Genomic DNA, 18,929 nt, shown 5'->3' on the forward strand with positions numbered 1-18,929 from the left:
GGAATGGTCCGTAACAGTCGCCATGTCGCTGCCATTCGCGCTTCGTATGGTCTTCGGATTCCAGCGGCCTGTTTCAGGCGCAACGACATGTGCGGCGCCCGACCGGCGCCGCATGCAAATTCCTAGCATCGGGGTGGAAAGAATGGCAGCACGCGCACGTACGGAACGGCAACCTCGCGCAACGGCCTCGCGGTCGGTCCTGAAATCGGAACTGAGCCCGCTGTACCGGGCGGTCGTGCTGATGCTCGCGGCGGGCGTGTCGGCGCATGCGCACGGGGCGGGCATCATGAACCTCGGGCAGGCCACCGCGCGCGCGGCGGGTGGCGGCGCGGGCGGTGCCAGCGGCATGCCGGGCGTGCCGAATCTCGGCGTGTCGCCGCAGCAGGCGCTGCAGGCGAGCCAGCCGTCGATCCGCAACCTCGGTTATGCGGCGCACGCGATCGCCGCGCAGATCGCCGCGCAGCAGAATGCGGCGGCGGCCGCGGCGAAGCTGCCGTCGACCGTGCCGAACGGGCTGGCGCCGGGCGGGCTGCAGGTGGCGGCGGGCGCGTCGGGCGACACGAACAATCCGGTGCTGTGGTTCAACGCGAACGCGCCGACGCAGAGTACCGACGCGAACGGCCACGTGAACGTGGACGTGAAGCAGACCGGGCAGAACGCGGTGCTGACGTGGGAGACGATGAACGTCGGGCGACAGACGACGCTGAATTTCGATCAGTCGGGCGGCACGCAGACGAACGGGGCGAACAACTGGGCGGTGTTGAACCGGGTCAACGATCCGAGCGGGCGGCCGAGCCAGATTCTGGGGAACATCACCGCGCAGGGGGCGGTGTACGTGATCAACCGGAATGGCGTGCTGTTCGGCGCCGGGTCGCAGGTGAATGTGCATTCGCTGGTGGCGTCGTCGCTCGATGTGTTGAACATGAACAATTACAACCAGGCCATGCAGAACAGGGTGCCGGTTGTGACGGACAGCAGTCTTGCGCAGGATGCTGCGGGGATCGTCGCGAGCAACAAGCAGTTCCTGAGTTTGCCGGCCGGGACGACGGGCGGGCTCGCGTATGCGGAGTCGGGCAGTTCGGCCGGGGTGAACGGCAACGGCGCGGTGCCGAACGAAGTGCTCGGGCTGGGCAACCAGGTCAACCTCACGTCGGCCAGCCAGTATCAGCCGTGGGGCGACGTCACCATCGAGCAGGGCGCCTCGATTACCACGCACGCGAACGGCAATGTGAGCGATGGCGGCTTCGTGATGATCGCGGCGCCGAACGTGACGAACGCGGGGCACATCAAGGCGACGGACGGCCAGGTGGTGCTCGCGGCCGGTGTGGGGGTGAGCCTGCGGCCTGCCGGCGGCCCGCAGATCAATCCGCAGGTGCTGCTGCCGGAACTCAGCGGAAAGATCGCGCTGCTCGGCCCGAACGGCCAGACGACCGACATCACGCCGGCCGGCACGCTGACCAATACCGGCATCGTCGAGGCCGCGCGCGGCAACGTGAACCTGCTCGGTAGCCGCGTCGCGCAGAACGGCGTGGTGGGCGTGACGACGAGCGTCAACTCGCCGGGCACGATCACGATTTCCACGGTCGACGAATACCAGTCCAACAATCCGACCGGTGCCGGGTATCTCGGGCAGGGGATCGTGACGACGAGCCCGCAAAGCACCGGCAGCACCACGAATCGCGCCGGCCTGCTGAGCTTCGGCCCCGATTCGGTGACGGCCGTGATGCCGGACGGCAACGGCCAGACGACGCCGTCGACACCCGGCGCGACCTTCACGCCGGGCAGCATCGGGATGACGGCCGGCTCGGTGTGGTTCCAGGGCGGCTCGCTGATCGAGGCGCCCGGTTCGAAGGTATCGGTCGGGGCGCTGACGCCGTCGGCATCGGCATCGGGTGCTCAGGCGCCGGCCGGCCAGACTGCCGTGCAGGGCCGGATCTATGTCGACAGCGGCGCGACGATCGACGTGTCGGGTCTCGCGAACGTCGAGGTGCCGATCGCGCAGACGCTCGTGACGGTCGATCGCATCGGCCAGAACGAACTCGCCGATTCGCCGCTGCTGCGCAACGGGTTTCTGTTCGGGTACAAGAATCTCATGTTCGACAGCACGCTGACGGGCACGCGCAGCGACGGCGTGTCCTGGGTCGGCAGCCCGATCCTGAACCTGTCGGGCTATGTGAACCTGATTCCGCGTACCGTCGACCAGTTACTGACCAACGGCGGTTCGATCACGTTGTCGGGCAACGAGGTGATGACCGCGACCGGTTCGTCGATGAACCTGAACGGCGGCTACGTGCACGTCGACGGCGGAATCGTCAACACGACGCGGCTGGTCGACGCCAACGGTGCAATCGTGCCGATCGACAAGGCGAGCCCGTACGACACCTACGTCGGCGTCGCGGGCCAGTTCACCGAAACTCATCCGCGCTGGGGCGTGACGAAGTCCTGGTACAACCCGCTGCAGACGGCGGGCACGTATCAGGGCGACTACATCGTCGGCGGCAACGCGGGCACGCTCGATATCTACGGGCTGCAGTCCACGGTGCTGGACGGCGACATCAGCGCGCAGGCGTTCGGCGGCGCGAAGCAGATGCAGGGCAACAGCCTGCCGAGCGGCGGGACGTTCAACCTCGGCGCCGATCCGAAACTCGACGGCGCCGCACTGGTGTACCTGACGTCGAACAACAAGGAGGTTGCGTCGGGCACCGCGGGCCTGGTCGTGCTGCAGGACAAGGCGCCGCAACTCGCCGACATCGCGCCGGGTTTCTCGATCGACACGCCGCTCGACCAGACGGCACTGCAGGCGTTGCCCGCGACGGATCCGCGCAACGTGCTCACGACCACCGTGGTGCCGGTCGCGACGTTGAACAACGGCGGCTTCGCGAACCTGAACGTGACCGAGGACAAGGCGGGCGGCAAGGGTGTCGTGGTGCCGCAAGGCACGCAACTGAACTTGCAGCCAGGCGGCTCCATCACCATCAACAGCCCGGTGACCGGTACCGACGTCAACGTGGCCGGCCGCCTGTCCGTGCCGTCAGGGGTGATTTCGATCACGAGCGGCGGTAACGTGACCGTCGGCCCGCAGGGTGCGATCAGTGCCGCGGGGCAGTGGGTAAACAACGACGTGCAGGCGGCACCGGGTACGACGCCTGGGAACAGCCAGTTCATCAACGGCGGCAGCATCACGCTCTCCGCGTTGCTCGGATCGAACGTCATCGGCGGCGCGCTGGTCGGCGACACCACGGGTTCGGTGCTGCTGCAGCCAGGTAGCGTACTGGACGTATCGGGCGGCGGCGAAATGCTGTCCAACGGCCAACTGCTGATGCAGAACGGCGTGCCTGCCGGGCGCGGCGGAAACGTGACGTTGCAGACGTATTCCGCGACACCGCTGAAGCAGTTCGGCGGGTCGGACAGCGGGTCGGCCTTGCCCAGCGTACAGCCGACGGCCGGCACGATCGCTCTGGGCGGCACGATCCTGAGCGAAGGGTTTTCGGGCGGCGGCACGCTGACGCTGCAGGCGCTCGGATTCCGGATCGGCGGCGCCGAAGCCGCCGCGTCGCCGTGGGACGTCTATCTCCCGGAAAGCTTCTTTGCACGGCAGGGCTTCGGCAAGTATGTGCTGAATGCGTTCTACGACACGACGGTTGCGCCCGGCGCGTCGGTTGCCGTCACGCAATTGAATCGCATTCCGGACATGGTCGCGCTTCAGCAGGCGGCCACAGGCGCGAATCTGGCGGCGGGCGGCCTGACCACGATCGGCCAGCTCGACGCCTATCACCGGCAGGCAACGAATCTCGTCTTGACGGCCGGCAACGATACGTCGTGGCGGCAGGGCCAGCTTGCCACCACGCCGTCGTATCCGGGCGTCACCGGTGCGGTCACGCTGTCGGAAGGCGCATCGATTCACGCGGATGCCGGTGCGAGCATCGGCATCGGGTCGCCGGCGCAGGTCACGGTACTCGGCTCCATCGTCGCGCCGGGCGGGTCGATCACGCTGAGCGCGGACGGGAGCGGCACGAATGCGCAGGCCGGGCAGTTCAGCACCGGTTTCATGAGCGCGAGCCAGTCGGTCTGGCTCGGCGCGGAGGCTTCGCTCGACGTGTCGGGCACGGCATTGGCCAATCCGCTTGCGGCGCCGGTCAAGATCGGCGCGACGACGGTCGTGCCGAACACGGGCAAGGTGCTGGCGGGCGGCTCCGTCACGATGTCGAGCGATACGGGTTACGTGGTGGCGCAGTCGGGCTCGAAGATCGACGTGTCGGGCACATCGGCGACATTCGACCAACTGCAGCCCAATGGCACATACGCGTCGCAGCCGGCGTGGAGCGACGCCGGCTCGATCACGCTGTCGGCGGCGAACGGCCTGTTCGCGGATGCGACGCTGGCCGGGCGTCCGGGCGCCGCGCAAGCGCGGGGCGGCACGCTGACGATCCTGCCGAGCCAGGCGGACCCGCGGAGTAACGGCTCGACCGCCACCGCGCTCGTCGTGCGGCAAGACGGGACATTCGTGCCCGCAGGCCTGATGCCCGGGCAGAGTTTCTCGTCGGCGATCGACTCGACCACCGGCTTGCCGATCGGGCAGTCGAACGGCGTCATTCAGTTCGCGGCCGATCGGCTCGACGGATCCGGCATCGCGAATCTGGTATTGGGCAGCGGCACGCCGCCCAACGGTGCGCAGGCAACGCCGATCCTGTTTGCCGGCAACGTCACGCTGTCGTTGCCGGAATCCGTGACATTGAACACGGAGCGCGTCGCCGCCATCGGCAGGGGGCAACTGTCGTCGCTGTTGTCGACGCCCGCGCGCAAGGCCGACGGGACGCTCTCGGCCGCCGTCGACGGCTTGCTCGCGCAACCGCAGCCGTCGTTGGGCACGACCGTCGAGATCGATGCGCCGTACTTCGCGTTGTCGGGGCCGCGCATCCTGTCACAGTCGCCCCAGTTCAAACCGGTCGCGGCCGTGTCCGATGCGACGCTGAACGTGAACGCATCGTTCATCGATCTGAAGAACCAGGTTCAGCTCAACAATTTCGCTCATGCGAACTTCACGAGCAGCGGCGATATACGCCTGAGCTCGACGAACGCGGACCAGTCCCAGGCGACCTCCGGGTCGGGGATACTTTATACGCCGGGCAACCTGACGTTCAAGGCGGCGGACTTGTATCCGGCGACCGGCAGCACCTTCATTGTCGACGCGGTCGGCCCGACCGATTCGGCTACGGGCCAACCGGCGCCGACGACGGTTACCTTCGCGTCGAACGGCGTATCGGACACGCCGTTGTCGGCGGGCGGCGCGCTACTCGTGGACGCGACGAACATCGTGCAGGGCGGCACGGTGCGCGCGCCGTCCGGCACGATCGTGTTCGGCGTGGGCGATCCGTCGAATGCGGCGACGCAGGCCCAGTTTGGCGGGTTGCTGCTGGTCGCGACGGATTCGGTGAAATTGGCGAGCGGGAGCGTGACGTCGGTCTCGAACGGCGGCTTGGTGATTCCGTACGGCACGACGATCGACGGCGTCGAGTGGCAGTTCAATCCGCTTGCCGGCAACACGGTGCCCGACCTCAGCGCGCCACCCGCGAAATACGTGGGCGTGAACGGCAGCAATGTCGCGCTCGACAAGGGCGCGACGATCGACCTGTCCGGCGGCGGCGACCTGCAAGCCGCCGAATGGGTGCCGGGCACCGGCGGCACGCGCGACGTGCTGTCGCAATACAACGTGAGCTATGCAAGCGGCAAGGGCGGCACGGCCGTGCCGGTCAATGTCGGAGCCGGCAACGTTTATGCGATCGTGCCGGGCAAGCAGTCACCGGTCGCGGTGTATGACCCGATCCTCGCGCAGACGACACAGCCTTCCACCAACGCAAACGGCACGGCAACGACCGCGACGGCGACGATGGGCGTCGGGCAGGCGAGCCTGACCGATCCGGTCGGCAAGGCCGTGTATCTGTCGGGCGTGCCGGGGCTGGCGCCCGGCTACTACACGCTGCTGCCGGGCAAGTACGCGACGTTGCCGGGCGCGTATCGCGTCACGGTGTCGAACACGGCCGGCAATCTCGTGCCGGGCGCGAGCCAGGTGCTGCAGGACGGCACGGTCGTGACGGCAGGCTATTTCGCCGACGCGTTGACGGGCAGCCGAAGCGCGACGCCGACGCTGTTCAACGTGCAGTCGAACAGCGTGTGGCAGCAGTACTCGCAATACACGCTGACGGGCGCGAACGCCTATTTCACGAAACTCGCCGCGACGAAGGGCAACGTGACGCTGCCGCTGCCGGTGGACGGCGGTCAGCTGGTGCTGGCGGCGACGAAGGCGCTGACGCTGGGCGCGACGCTGAATGCGGCCGCCGGCGCGGGCGGCGCGCCGGCCCAGGTCGACCTCGCGTCGCAGGAGATCCAGATCACCGGTAATGGCAGCGCGGCGCTGCCCGGCTATCTGCAGATCGGCAGCGACGCGCTCGATTCGCTGAACGCGGGCAGCCTGCTGATCGGCGGCACGCGCGCGGCGACGACGAGCGGCGTCACGATCACGCCGATCGCGAACAGCGTCGTCGTGTCCAACGACGGCAACACGGCGCTGAAGGGCCCCGAGATCCTGCTCGTCACGAAGACCGACGGCAGCGGCACCGATCCGAACGCGGCGAACGGCCTGCGCGTCGATGCCGGTGCATCGATTACCGCGCAGGGCGATTACCCGGCCGCCAAGGATCAACCGATCGCGATCGTTGGCGACGGCGCATTGCTGCGCGTGTCGAACGGCGCGATGGCGCCGCTGTCGCGCACCGGCGGCACGGGCACGGGCCTGATGTCGGTCGGTGCAGGAGCGACGCTCACGGGCGGCCAGGCGCTGCTGCTCGATTCGTCCGGCGATCTGAAGGTCGATCCGTCCGCCGTGCTGTCGGCCAAGGCGATCACCGCGGACGGGTCCGCGATTACGTTCACCAACGCGAGCGGTGCGTCGGCGGCGGCTCTGCCGGGCTTCGTCGTCGATCCGGCCGGCCTCGCGCAGTTCGCGAACGCACAGCAGGTGACGCTGCGCAGCTACGGAGCGATCGGCTTCGTCGGCGACGTGAACGCGACGTTCGGCAACAGCGTCGATCTGAGCGCCGGCACGTTCACGAGCGATGGCGGTCACGTCACGCTAAATGCGCAGCAGGTCGCGTTCACGAACGAGATGGGCGCGGCGCCGGGCACGACGACGGCCGGAAACGGCACGCTGACGGTCAACGCGAAAGAGATCGACTTCGGCACGGGCACGAAGGCGGTTAGCGGCTTCGGCTCGGCGGTGATGAACGCGACGGGCGGCATCGTCGGGCAGGGCACGGGCACGTTCGATTTCGGCGCATTGCCGGTGACGCTCAATGCACCGGTCTACCTTGCCGATACGAGCTCGGCCGCCACCGTGAAAACCACGGGCGCACTGACGCTGAACGGGGCGTCGGGCACGGCATTGAAGCGCGATGCGGTCGGCGGCGCATGGACCCTCATCGGCGGTACCGTCGTCGACAACGGTGCGACGATCAGCGCGCCGGCCGGCAACGTGACGCTCGAAGCGACGACCGGCAATCTGACGATCGGCGGCGGATCGACCGTCAGTTCGGCAGGTGTGTCGAAGCAGTTCTTCGACGTGACGCGCTACGCGCCGGCCGGTTCGATTGCGCTGACGGCCGATGCCGGTACCGTCGACGTGCAGTCCGGCTCGACGCTCGATTTCTCCGGGGCCACTGGCGGTGGCGCGGCTGGCAGCCTTTCGCTGTTGGCGCCGCAACAGGTCGTGAACCTGAACGGCGCGATCAAGGGCGGCGCGGCCAGCGGCTATGCGGGCGGGTCGTTCTCGCTCAATACGGGCGGCGCGGCCGATCTCGATGCGCTGTCGAAGACGCTTGCATCGAGCGGCGTGAACGAGGCGATCACCGTCCACACGAAGACAGGCAACCTGACGCTGTCGCAGGGCAACACGCTGACCGCGCACTCGGTGCTGCTGACGGCCGACGGCGGATCGGGAAGCTCGACCGATACGGCGAACGGCAACGTGAACGTGCTCGGGACGATCGACGCGTCCGGCAAGGCGGGCGGCGAGATCGACCTGTACGGCCGCAACGGTGTGGACATCGAAGGTTCGCTGCTGGCGCGCGGCTCCGATCCGAACCAGCGCGGCGGCAAGGTGAATATCGGCACGACCGCAATGTTCGATCCGACGATCGTCGATGCAAACGGCAACTCGGTCGCGTACAACGCAACCTATGGTTACGAGAACATCCTGCGTGCGAACGCGGGCGCGATCACGCTCGGCGCGAACGCGCTGATCGACGTGTCGGGCGGGACGGCCGGCGGGTTGTCCGGCGGCACGGTGAATTTCCGCGCGCCGCTATTGGCCGACAACGGCGTGAAGCTCAACCTGCCGGATACGTTCAACGACGGCAAGGGCATCGTCGGCTCGCGCGCGACGACGCTCGAGGCGTATGCGGTGTGGAGCACGACGGACGCGACGACGGGCGCGCAGCACTTCGACGGCGTCATCGACCCGGCGGGTTGGTATGACAAGAGCGGGCATCTGCTGGCCGGCACGTTCACGGCACAAGGGACGTCCGGCACGCCGGCGACGTTCGCGTTCGCACCGGACGGCTCGGGCGGCGGCACGCTGACGAACCAGGCGACGGGTGTATCGTCGACCGTTACGCAGGTGCAGCTTCAAGGCGGCGATAAAGACATCGGTTTCGGCGGGCTGAACAACATGTACTTCGCGCCCGCGAGCGGCGGCGCGAACACGGATCACCAGACCTTCTACGGATATCAGAACGGCGATGCGTCGACGGCGGCGCCGGGCACGCTGATGGGGTTTGTACAGCACGGGCTCGATACGCTGGTCGATCCGTTTGCCGGCAGGAACATCGCGAATACGCGCATCGTGCCGGGGATCGAGCTCGATAACCCGAGCCCGGCGATCAACGGCGGCGATATTCAGGTGCTGACGAACTGGAACCTCGGGGCAGGTACATCGCCGACGAATCTCGCGTTCCGGTTCGACGGGCAGGCGCCGGTCGTGACGCTGCGTGCCGAGAACAACGTGAAGGTGAAGGCGAGCCTGTCGGACGGGTTCTTCCAGATCGCGAACCCGCTGGGTGGCGGGGGGACGATTCCGGTGCCGCCGTTGTCGACGTTGGCAGCGGCACAGACGATTTATGGCGCGTCGGCGGGGCATTACGGGTACGGACTCTCGGTTTGGGCGAACTATGGCCTGGCGTCCGGTCCGGGGCAACCGGTCGGAGGGGCGCCGGACGAAGTTGCCGAATACTATGCGCTTTATACGGCGTATGCGAATTTCCTGGACCAGACCGCGACGAGCCTTTCGTCGGCGCTGGGACCAGGCTGGTCGCCGAACGACACCAACGTCGAGATTATCTTTGGGATTCGGACCTCGAACTCCAGCACGATGCTACCCGGTCAGCCAACGGCTCCAGTTGCGCCGACTGCGGTCGAGCAGGCATCGAATCCCGCGTCCTATCTGATCTATCTGAATCGGTATCAGAAGTATCTGTCCGATTCTGTACAGTTTGTGGTTCAGCACCAGCAATGGCCACTGGTGACCAGTGTCGACGCACCAAAGGTTCAACCTGTATCTGTCATTGCGACAACGACGATTAGCTTGCCGGCAATAACGGACAATACGCCGTCTCCGACGTCGGTTGCGACTGTTCCAATTCCTCTTGTGTCTGCTTCGCTGACGGGCGGCTCGAGCAGTTCCTTCCGCGTGGTGGCAGGGGCGGATCTGAACAGCACGAATCCGCTGGCGCTTCAGGCGCGGGCCGCAGGAAGCGGATCGAATGGCAAGAGCGTGACCTTCGACGGGCATACGACGTTCGTCGACAGCAACGGTCTGGCAATTCCGGCGCCGACGATGATACGCACCGGTACCGGTTCGATCGATATCGCGGCTGGCAATGACATCGCGCTATTCGACAGCAGTTCGATCCAGCCGAACAGTCCTGACATCACCGTTCCCGGCGTGATTTACACCGGCGGCGCACCGGCGGTGGGAGCGCCGGCGTCCAGCACGGGCCTTTCGATCGTTCATGGCCTGAACAACAATCCGGATATTCTGGTCACGTCCGCCGTCAATCCAGACTCGGCCGGTGACATCACGATTCATGCGCAGGGCGATATCAAGGGCGCGGAGTATTTGACCGATGTGAACGGCACCGTGACCGGACGTTCGGGCGCCAACATCAGCCCGTTCTGGTGGCAGTGGATGCAAATCGGCAATCCGACCGGGATGGTCGGGGCGACCAATCCCGTATCGCAGACCGTACAGACGTCGATCAACTTCGGCGCATTCGATCAAGGCGTGTTGAGCGCGGGTGGCAACGTGTCCGTGTCGGCTGGAGGGAATATCTCCGACCTCTCGGTGTCGCTGCCGACCACGTGGTATTTGACCGGTTCCAATACAGACAATCCCACGGTCAATACGGTCGGGGGCGGCAACCTGTCGGTGCGAGCCGCAGGGGACATTCTGAGCGGCGGCTATTTCGTCGCGAAGGGAACAGGAACGATCACGGCAGGCGGGAAGATCGGGTCGGATATTGCGGTGCCTTCGTCATTCGACGGCCAGCTTCCCGTAACGATGGATACGCTGCTGGCGACACAGGACGGCGTGCTCGACATAAGCGCGCGACAAGGCGTCAGCATCGGGCGCGTGTTCGATCCGTCGTATGCGCAGAGCGATGCGCTGTTGTCTGCGTACAAGCAGCAGGCCGACATGAAGGGCTATTCGTCGACGTCCGCCGTCAACATCGTGTCGACGACGGGTGACGTTGCGATCGGCACGCTCTCGGGGGTCAGCCTGATCGGCGGCGGGGCGCACAATTCAAATGTGCCGGGGCTGAACGACTTGTCGTCCGTGCTGCCGGCGTCGATGAGCCTGACTGCGCTTTCCGGCGGCATCACGGTGGCGGCGAGCGGGATGCTCTATCCGTCGGCCCTTGGCGACCTGAGCCTGATCGCCGACCAGTCGATCAATCTGTCGACGGTCAACGGATTGGTTGCCAACGGGTTTCCTGCGTTCGGCATGCTCGACGTCGACCCGTCCGCGATGCCGTCACCGGTGAAGCCGAATGTTGCCATCGCGAGGCCGACGGTTCCATCGGCGACGGCTCATGATCCGGTTGCCCTGCATGGCGACGATACGGTACCGGCGCGAATCTACAGTTTGAACGGCGATATCGTCGATGGTGTTCTGCAGGCGACCGATGTTAACGCTGGTTTCTACGGAAATCTGGTGCCTGTCGCGATAGACAAACCCGCTTTGGTTCAGGCAGGGCGTGACATCGTGAACCTGTCGTTTTTCGGGCAAAATCTGCGCAAGTCGGATGTGACGCGGATCGTCGCAGGACGGGATATCTACGACACACCGCTCATACATAACGTCGACGCGGTTATACCGGTGCTGGCGCTAGGCGGGCCTGGGACACTTGATATCCAGGCTGGTCGAAACATCGGCCCGTTGACGAGTCAGGCGCAAGCTTATGCGGCGCTGGGTGACGGAAGTTACACCGGTGAGGGGATTCCGACGGGGATTGACGCAATCGGGAATGCAAACAACCCGTATTTGCCCCATGAAAGTGCGAGCATCAATGTGCTGTTCGGTGTTGGGCCAGGCATCGACACCGCCTCGTTCGTCTCCACGTACGTCGATCCGGCGAAGTCCGTGCCGGGTGTTTCCAGCGCGACGCCCGCGCTCGTTACGTTCATGGAGCAATACGAGGCGGGACTCTCGGTCGACACGGGGCTGGTCAACGATCAGCCGGCGATCAAGTCGTTGAGCGCGGACGAGGCTTGGGCGAAATTCAAGGCGCTGCCGCAATATGTCCAGCAGCTCTTTGCCGAGCAGGTGCTGTTCAAGGTCCTGACCAGCGTCGGCGAGGATTACAACAATCCCGCCAGTCCGTACTATCAGAAATACGCGCGCGGCTACGAGGCGCTCAATACGATGTTTCCCGCTTCGCTGGGCTACACGGCCAACAATCTCGGCGGCGGCAGCAACGGTGCGAACAAGTTGATCGATACGGGCGACCTGGACATTCGCAGCACGACCATCCAGACGCAGCAGGGCGGTAACGTATCGATCCTTGGCCCGGGCGGGCAGGCGCTGATCGGGAGTACGTCCGCACCGCCTCAGATCGTCAGCAATGGTACCGGCAAGACGATTGCCGGGCCCGGAACAATGGGTGTCCTCACGCTCGAGAAGGGTGACATCAACATCTTTACGGACCGCAGCGTGCTGCTCGCCCAGAGCCGGATCTTCACCGAGCAGGGCGGCGACATGACGATCTGGAGCTCGAACGGCGATATCAACGCGGGCAAGGGTGCGAAGTCGTCGGCCGACACACCGGCGCCGCAATACGTGTGCGACGCGAACCACTATTGCACGGTCGACGCGCGCGGACAGGTCACGGGCGCGGGCATTGCAACGTTGCAAAGCGTGCCGGGTGTGCCGATCGGTACGATCAACCTCATCGCACCGCGCGGTACGGTGGACGCGGGCGATGCCGGTATTCGTGCCGGTAATCTGAACGTTGCGGCATTGCGTGTGGTGAATGCCGACAACATTCAAGTGACCGGCAAGGCAACCGGCATCCCGCTCGTGCAGGCGGTGAATACCGGTGCATTGACGGCCGCGAGTGCTGCTGCATCGGCTGCCACGCAGGTCGCGCAGGATATCGCGAAGAACAACGCTCCCGGAGGGGCGGTGCGGCGCTGGACGATTTCGGTGCAGGTCGAAGGGTTCGGCGATGCTGGCGGAGACGGCGCGAAGAAGCACAAGCAGCAGGTTGGCTACGATTCGTCGAACGCGGTGTCGATTCTTGGCTTCGGTCAACCCGGAGCCACGCAACGTGCCACGTTGACATCGGAGGAGCGGAATCGATTGGGCAAGATCTGATCGAGCGAAATGTGCACGACGCGGGCTGCCGGTAGTATCGGCGCTCGCGTTTTTTTGTGGGCGGGCGCTGCATGGATCGTTCGATCAGAGAGGGGATGAGTGTCTCCGTGATCCGGATCCTTGTTGTTCGATGAGTGGGAAGCGGGAGCCGTATTGACGGTCGTTCGCCGGACTCTTTACATGTCGCGAGACGAAGCGGCCTCTCTGATTGCAACGACTTGGGTCAGGAAGTTACGGGTCGCCTGATGAATAGGCTGGGCTACCAAAAAACTGCGCCCCGCAGTAACCGAGGGGCGCAGCGGTTTGGATCCCTGTAGTCAGTATGCGATGACTTATCGACCGAGCACCGTACCTGTGCAGACGCTCGGGTTGCCGATGTCGAGATTCCACGTGCGCGCGTTGCTCAGGAATTCGTTCGAGATGGCCGTCTGGAAGTTCGTCGGAATCGTGTCGAAGCCGTTGCCATGAACGATAGAGGCGAAGCTGGGGTTTGTGTAATGAGCGTTCAGGAAATCATGCACGGCTGTTCCGACTGCCGGATCTGCATAACATTGGCTCAGGATGATGTAGCTCATACCGGAAACCGGATAGCCCGAAGCAGGATTGCGAACACTGCTCTGAGCAGTTTCCGCCCAATTTGTCGGATTCGCAGCGGCGACTCTTAGCCCGGGCGGAGTGATTGAGCCAAGCGCCATGGTCGCATTCGTGTACGTCGGCGCGTAGTAGACGCCATTCGTATGGTTCACGAGGCTGGCCACCGGCAGTTGGAGCGCGCCGGCGGACGTCATGACCGTGCTCGACGGGGCGAGGAACGTGTTCGTGTAATTTGGAGCCAAGTATGCAACAGCGGCCATACCGGCCGACACATAGCTCGCCAACTGTCTACGTACGCCACCGTCACCCGAAGCAGCTATGAAGTTCGGCGGCACGACGCCGCCCGGGAACGAAGCCGTGAACGTCATCGAATCGAAGAACGTCACGCCCGTGGGCGCCGTGTTGGCCGTCGTACAGACAGCAGCCAGGTGGCGCGTCAGCAGTTCGGTCGTGCCGCTGGCGTCCGTCCGGTAGATGACCTTGATCGGGCTGCTGGTCGGCGTCGTGGTCGACGAGAGGTACGTCGAACCCGTTTGCGGGTTGATGACCTGATTCCAGTCGGTCAGCTTGCCCGAGAACACGCCGCACAGATCGTCGTCGTTCAGCGCGATGCTGTGCGCTTGACCCGGTGTCGTTTGCGGCGTCGTCGTGCTTGTGACGGCCGGGCCGTTGACGACCGGAATCGTGATCGGCGTGACGATGTACGGAATCTGGATCAGCGGGCCGTTGGTCGCGCCGAGACCGGCCTTGTACGACGTGAGCTGGGCGCTCGACAGTGCCGCATCGCTGTTCGCGAAATGGACCGTGCCCGTGACCGTCGAACCGAAGAACGTCGGCTGGTTGTTCAGGAATGCGTTCTGGCCGGCGCCCGAACCCACCGAGAAATACGTGAACGAGCCTTCGGCGGTGCCGAACAGGCCGATTTCGGTCGCGGGGTTGCCGATCGTACCGATTGCCGGAGCAATGAGGGACGAGCCACCGCCTTGCACGTTAGGCGAGGCCATCGCGGCAATACCGCCGAGGCTGGAGAAAGCAAGAGCGATCGATTGGCAGAGCCTGCGGTGTTGATGAAGTCGCATGTGGCAATTTCCGAGGAGAAGAGATGGCACGCCGGACTGACGTCAACGGTGCGTCGACCGAGGACAAATCGAGGACAAGTGAAAAACTGCGCCCGCGGATCTCCGGGGGCGCAGCCGTTCCGACGAGGTTAAGCTGATTGCCGGTCGCTTAGCGGCCGACCACCGTGCCCGTGCAGACGCTTGCGTTGCCGATGTCGAGGTTGAAGCCGCTCGCGTTGCTCAGGAAGTCGTTCGAGATGGCCGTCTGGTAGTTCGACGGAACCGTGTCGAAGCCGTTGCCATGAACGATCGCCGCGAAGCTGGCGTTCGTGTAGTGGCTGTTCAGGAAGTCATGCACGGCCGTCTTGACGGTCGCATCCTTGTAGCACTGGCTCAGGATGATCTGGCTGGTGCCGGAAACCGGGTAGCCCGACACCGGGTTGCCGGCGGCCGGCACCCATTGCGAAGGATCCGAGGCTCCGGCCTTGAGTGCCGGCGGCTTGACCGTACCGAGCGCGGTCGACGCATTCGCATACGTCGGCGCGTAGTACACGCCGTTCGTTGCATTCACGAGGCTTGCCACCGGCAGCTGGAATGCGCTGGCCGACGTCACGACCGTGCTTTGCGGAGCCAGGAACGTGTTCGTGTAGTCCGGGCTCAGGTAAGCGACAGCGGCCGTGCCGGCCGACTGGTAGCTCACCAGTTGCGTACGCACGCCACCGCTACCCGAGGCAGCCGTGAAGTTCGCCGGTACGCCACTCGGGAACGAAGCCGTGAACGTCAGCGAATCGACGAACGTCACGCCGGCAGCCGTATTGGTGGTCGTACAGACAGCTGCCAGGTGGCGGGTCAGCAGTTCGGTCGTGCCGCTGCCGTCCGAACGGTAGACGACCTTGATCGGTGCGCTCAGCGCGTATACCGAGCCCGTTTCCGGGTTGGTGACCTGATTCCAGTTCGTCAGCTTGCCGGAGAACACGCCGCACAGGTCGTTGTCGTTCAGCGCGATGCTATGTGCCTGATTCGGCGTCGTTTGCGGCGTCGTCGTGCTCGTCACGGCCGGGCCGTTGACGACCGGCACCGTGATCGGCGTAACGACGTACGGGATCTGGATCAGCGGGCCGTTGGTCGCGCCGAGGCCGGCCTTGTACGACGTGAGCTGGGCGGTCGACAGTGCCGCATCGCTGTTCGCGAAGTGGACCGTGCCCGTGACGCCCGCGCCGAAGAACGTCGGCTGGTTGTTCAGGAACGCGTTCTGGCCGGCGCCCGAACCCACCGAGTAATACGTGAACGAGCCTTCGGCCGTGCCGAACAGGCCGATTTCGGTCGCGGTGTTGCCGATCGCGCCGATGGTCGGGGCGACGAGCGACGAACCGCCGCCGTGGATGTCCGCGGCCATCGCGGCCGTGGCGCCCAGACCGGAAACAACGAGAGCGAGGACTTGACAGATCTTGCGCTTGCTGGATTTCATGAGAAATTTCCTTGAACGAAGATAAACGGGAACCCCTGCTACTGCGGTTGGAATGCTTATGGACCGCCGGGTAAATGTAGGAGGTAATTCGAATGGCGCGTGTGAATTTTTCATAACGAATGGTGCGTAACATTTTTATCGATCAAGCCATTGCGTTATTCGAATTGATAAAGCGCCTATCGGAGCGTCATTCGGCATGAGTTGGAGCGCCCATATACTGGGATTTGGCCGGAGTCGCTCGACGGATTGCGCACGAGAACCCGCGTCAGGCTTGATGGAAGCTGTTGACGTAGCACGCGGGTCCAGGCAGCGCTACCCCAACTTCACGACGGTTTCGTGGCGGATGTTACGGAACATTGCGCACGTCGATGAATATCTTCCACTTCGATGTATTTTTTCGCTTGTCGCACGAATCTGTAAATGGAAGGTCGAGCAAGGTCGCATTGTATTTAATGTGCGATCGATTAATTGTCCGGAAAAGCTTGAAATCGTTTTTACGTTATAAGAATAACGACGGCAGGTAATAAGCCACGTCAAAAAAGGTAGCCCAACATCCGTCACAAATTTGTGCCGGTTTGCTCCGTAGTCTTCCCCGGCGACTCCGTCCGGCATGCAGCGCGACGCCATCGAAAGCAGTCGCGTACGTGACAGGAGAGCACCGACATGTCGGCATTCCGCTACGAAGCGATCGATCCCACCGGCCGCACGCTGAAAGGCGTGCTCGAAGCCGACAGCGCGCGCGCCGGCCGCAGTCATCTGCGCACGCAGGGGCTCACGCCGCTCGTCGTAGAACTGGCCGCGCAGCGTCTGCACGGCGAGCGCCATCAACGGTTGTCGCTCGGCCGCAAGCTGTCGCAGCGCGAGCAGGCGATCATCACGCGCCAGCTCGCGAGCCTGCTGGTCGCGGGGCTGCCGCTCGACGAAGCGCTGTGGGTATTGAGCGAGCAGGCCGAACGCGAATACGTGCGCGAGCTGATGGCGTCGATCCGCGCGGAAATCGTCGGCGGCCATTCGTTCGCGAATGCGCTGAGCCAGCATCCGCGCGATTTCCCCGAGATCTATCGCGCGCTCGTCGCGGCCGGCGAGCACACGGGCAAGCTCGGCGTCGTGCTGTCGCGTCTGGCCGACTACATCGAACAAAGCAACGCGCTGAAGCAGAAGATCCTGCTGGCGTTCACGTATCCGGGCATCGTCACGCTGATCGCGTTCGGCATCGTCACGTTCCTGCTGAGCTACGTGGTGCCGCAGGTCGCGAACGTGTTCACCAGCACCAAGCAGCAGTTGCCGACGCTGACGGTCGTGATGATGGCGTTGTCCGATTTCGTGCGGCACTGGTGGTGGGCGTCGCTCGCGGCGACGGTCGCGATCGTCTATGCGATCCGCAAGGTGCTGTCGCGCGATGCGCCGCGGCTCAGGTTCGACACGTGGGTGCTCACCGCGCCGCTCGCCGGCAAGCTCGTGCGCGGCTACAACACGGTGCGCTTCGCGAGCACGCTCGGCATTCTCACGGCGGCCGGCGTACCGATCCTGCGCGCGTTGCAGGCAGCCGGCGAGACGTTGTCGAACCGCGCGATGCGCGCGAACGTCGACGACGCGATCGTCCGCGTGCGCGAAGGCTCGGCGCTGTCGCGCGCATTGGCACATACGAAGACGTTTCCGCCGGTGCTCGTGCACCTGATTCGCTCGGGCGAGGCGACGGGCGACGTGACGACGATGCTCGACCGCGCATCCGAAGGCGAATCGCGCGAGCTGGAGCGCCGCACGATGTTCCTGACGAGCCTGCTCGAACCGCTGCTGATCCTCGCGATGGGTGGCGTGGTGCTCGTGATCGTGCTGGCGGTGATGATGCCGATCATCGAGCTGAACAACATGGTGCAGTGATGCGCGGTTCAGCGCACGAACGCGTTGGCCTTCTCCGCGGCGGGCAGCGCGATTTCGCGTTGCAGCCCGTTGCGGTCGACGACGATCGAGCGCGCGCGAACCTCGGCGAGCTTCGCGGCTTCGCCGATCGCCGAGCCGAGCGACACGACGCGCGATGCTTCGCCGCCGACGCTGACGATCGCGGCCGCTCGACGTGCATCGAACGCGAGCACGCCGAGCAACTGGATGGCATCGCGGCCGTCGTCGGGTTTCGCGCCGAACAGCCGCGCGCCGGCCGCAACGTCGATCGGCGCGGGCGGCGGTGCAAGCGCCGCGACCGGCGCATCGGCGGTGCTCAATACGCGCACGGCCCACAGCGACACGGCGGCGAGTGCCGCGGCGGCGGCGAGCGTCGCCGCGAGCGGCACGAGATCGGTGCGGGACGGCGTGATGCGAAGCAGGTCGAATGGTTTCATGGCGACGGGTCGATGCGATGGACAGAAGACGTTTTCCATTCTTTGCCGCGAGGGTGAATGCATGATGACGGGCCTCAACGAAACCCGAACGTCGTACGCCGGCCAGGCGGGCAGACGAACGCGTCGCCATACGCAACGCGGCTTCACGCTGATCGAGATCATGGTGGTGGTTGCGATTCTCGGCATTCTCGCGGCGCTGATCGTGCCGAAGATCATGAGCCGTCCGGACGAGGCGCGTCGCATCGCCGCGAAGCAGGACATCGGCACGATGATGCAATCGCTGAACCTGTATCGCCTGGACAACGGCCGTTATCCGTCGCAGGAGCAGGGGCTCGCCGCGCTGATCCAGAAGCCGACGACCGATCCGGTACCGAACAACTGGAAGGACGGCGGTTACCTGGAGCGCTTGCCGAAGGATCCATGGGGCAACGCGTATCAATACCTGAGCCCGGGCGCGCACGGCGCTATCGACGTGTTCAGCTACGGTGCGGACGGCAAACCGGGCGGCGAGGGCAACGATGCGGACATCGGTTCGTGGCAGTGACGGA

Annotated in this window: 6 protein-coding genes; 3 read left to right on the forward strand and 3 right to left on the reverse strand. The window is 64.9% G+C overall.

What is annotated here, in order from left to right; all coding sequences use genetic code 11:
* Window positions 1-142: 142 nt before the first annotated feature.
* The gene (locus tag WS61_RS09310) at window positions 143-12,925 is read left to right on the forward strand and encodes a filamentous haemagglutinin family protein (RefSeq protein WP_095211653.1); all 12,783 of its coding nucleotides are present in this window, start codon (window positions 143-145) and stop codon (window positions 12,923-12,925) included.
* A gap of 332 nt (window positions 12,926-13,257) precedes the next feature.
* On the opposite strand, the gene WS61_RS09315 is transcribed toward WS61_RS09310, so the two are convergent.
* Complete coding sequence (locus WS61_RS09315; protein ID WP_059500207.1) at window positions 13,258-14,598, reverse strand: substrate-binding domain-containing protein; 1,341 nt, start codon at window positions 14,596-14,598, stop codon at window positions 13,258-13,260.
* 148 nt (window positions 14,599-14,746) lie between these two features.
* The gene (locus tag WS61_RS09320) at window positions 14,747-16,045 is read right to left on the reverse strand and encodes a substrate-binding domain-containing protein (RefSeq protein ID WP_059500208.1); all 1,299 of its coding nucleotides are present in this window, start codon (window positions 16,043-16,045) and stop codon (window positions 14,747-14,749) included.
* Between the two features lie 663 nt (window positions 16,046-16,708).
* Between WS61_RS09320 and gspF the strand changes: the two genes are divergently transcribed.
* Window positions 16,709-17,926, forward strand: a complete 1,218-nt coding sequence (gene gspF, locus WS61_RS09325) for a type II secretion system inner membrane protein GspF (RefSeq protein ID WP_059500209.1) — start codon at window positions 16,709-16,711, stop codon at window positions 17,924-17,926.
* A gap of 8 nt (window positions 17,927-17,934) precedes the next feature.
* Here the strand turns inward: gspF and WS61_RS09330 are convergent, their stop codons facing one another.
* On the reverse strand, window positions 17,935-18,381 hold the full coding sequence (locus WS61_RS09330) for a general secretion pathway protein GspC (protein WP_095211654.1): 447 nt from the start codon (window positions 18,379-18,381) through the stop codon (window positions 17,935-17,937).
* 64 nt (window positions 18,382-18,445) lie between these two features.
* On the opposite strand from WS61_RS09330, the gene gspG reads away from it, so the two are divergent.
* Entirely contained in the window at window positions 18,446-18,925 is a 480-nt protein-coding gene (gspG, locus tag WS61_RS09335) for a type II secretion system major pseudopilin GspG (protein ID WP_059500352.1), read from the forward strand.
* Window positions 18,926-18,929: the final 4 nt, after the last annotated feature.

Origin of the sequence: Burkholderia sp. ABCPW 11, assembly GCF_001523445.1 — a bacterium.
GTDB lineage: Bacteria > Pseudomonadota > Gammaproteobacteria > Burkholderiales > Burkholderiaceae > Burkholderia.

Excerpts from the sequence above, each read along its gene's own strand:
- WS61_RS09330 (WP_095211654.1), bottom strand. The coding sequence starts at position 18,381 with ATGAAACCATTCGACCTGCTTCGCATCACGCCGTCCCGCACCGATCTC.
- WS61_RS09320 (WP_059500208.1), bottom strand. The coding sequence starts at position 16,045 with ATGAAATCCAGCAAGCGCAAGATCTGTCAAGTCCTCGCTCTCGTTGTT.
- gspG (WP_059500352.1), top strand. The coding sequence starts at position 18,446 with ATGACGGGCCTCAACGAAACCCGAACGTCGTACGCCGGCCAGGCGGGC.
- WS61_RS09315 (WP_059500207.1), bottom strand. The coding sequence starts at position 14,598 with ATGCGACTTCATCAACACCGCAGGCTCTGCCAATCGATCGCTCTTGCT.
- WS61_RS09310 (WP_095211653.1), top strand. The coding sequence starts at position 143 with ATGGCAGCACGCGCACGTACGGAACGGCAACCTCGCGCAACGGCCTCG.
- gspF (WP_059500209.1), top strand. The coding sequence starts at position 16,709 with ATGTCGGCATTCCGCTACGAAGCGATCGATCCCACCGGCCGCACGCTG.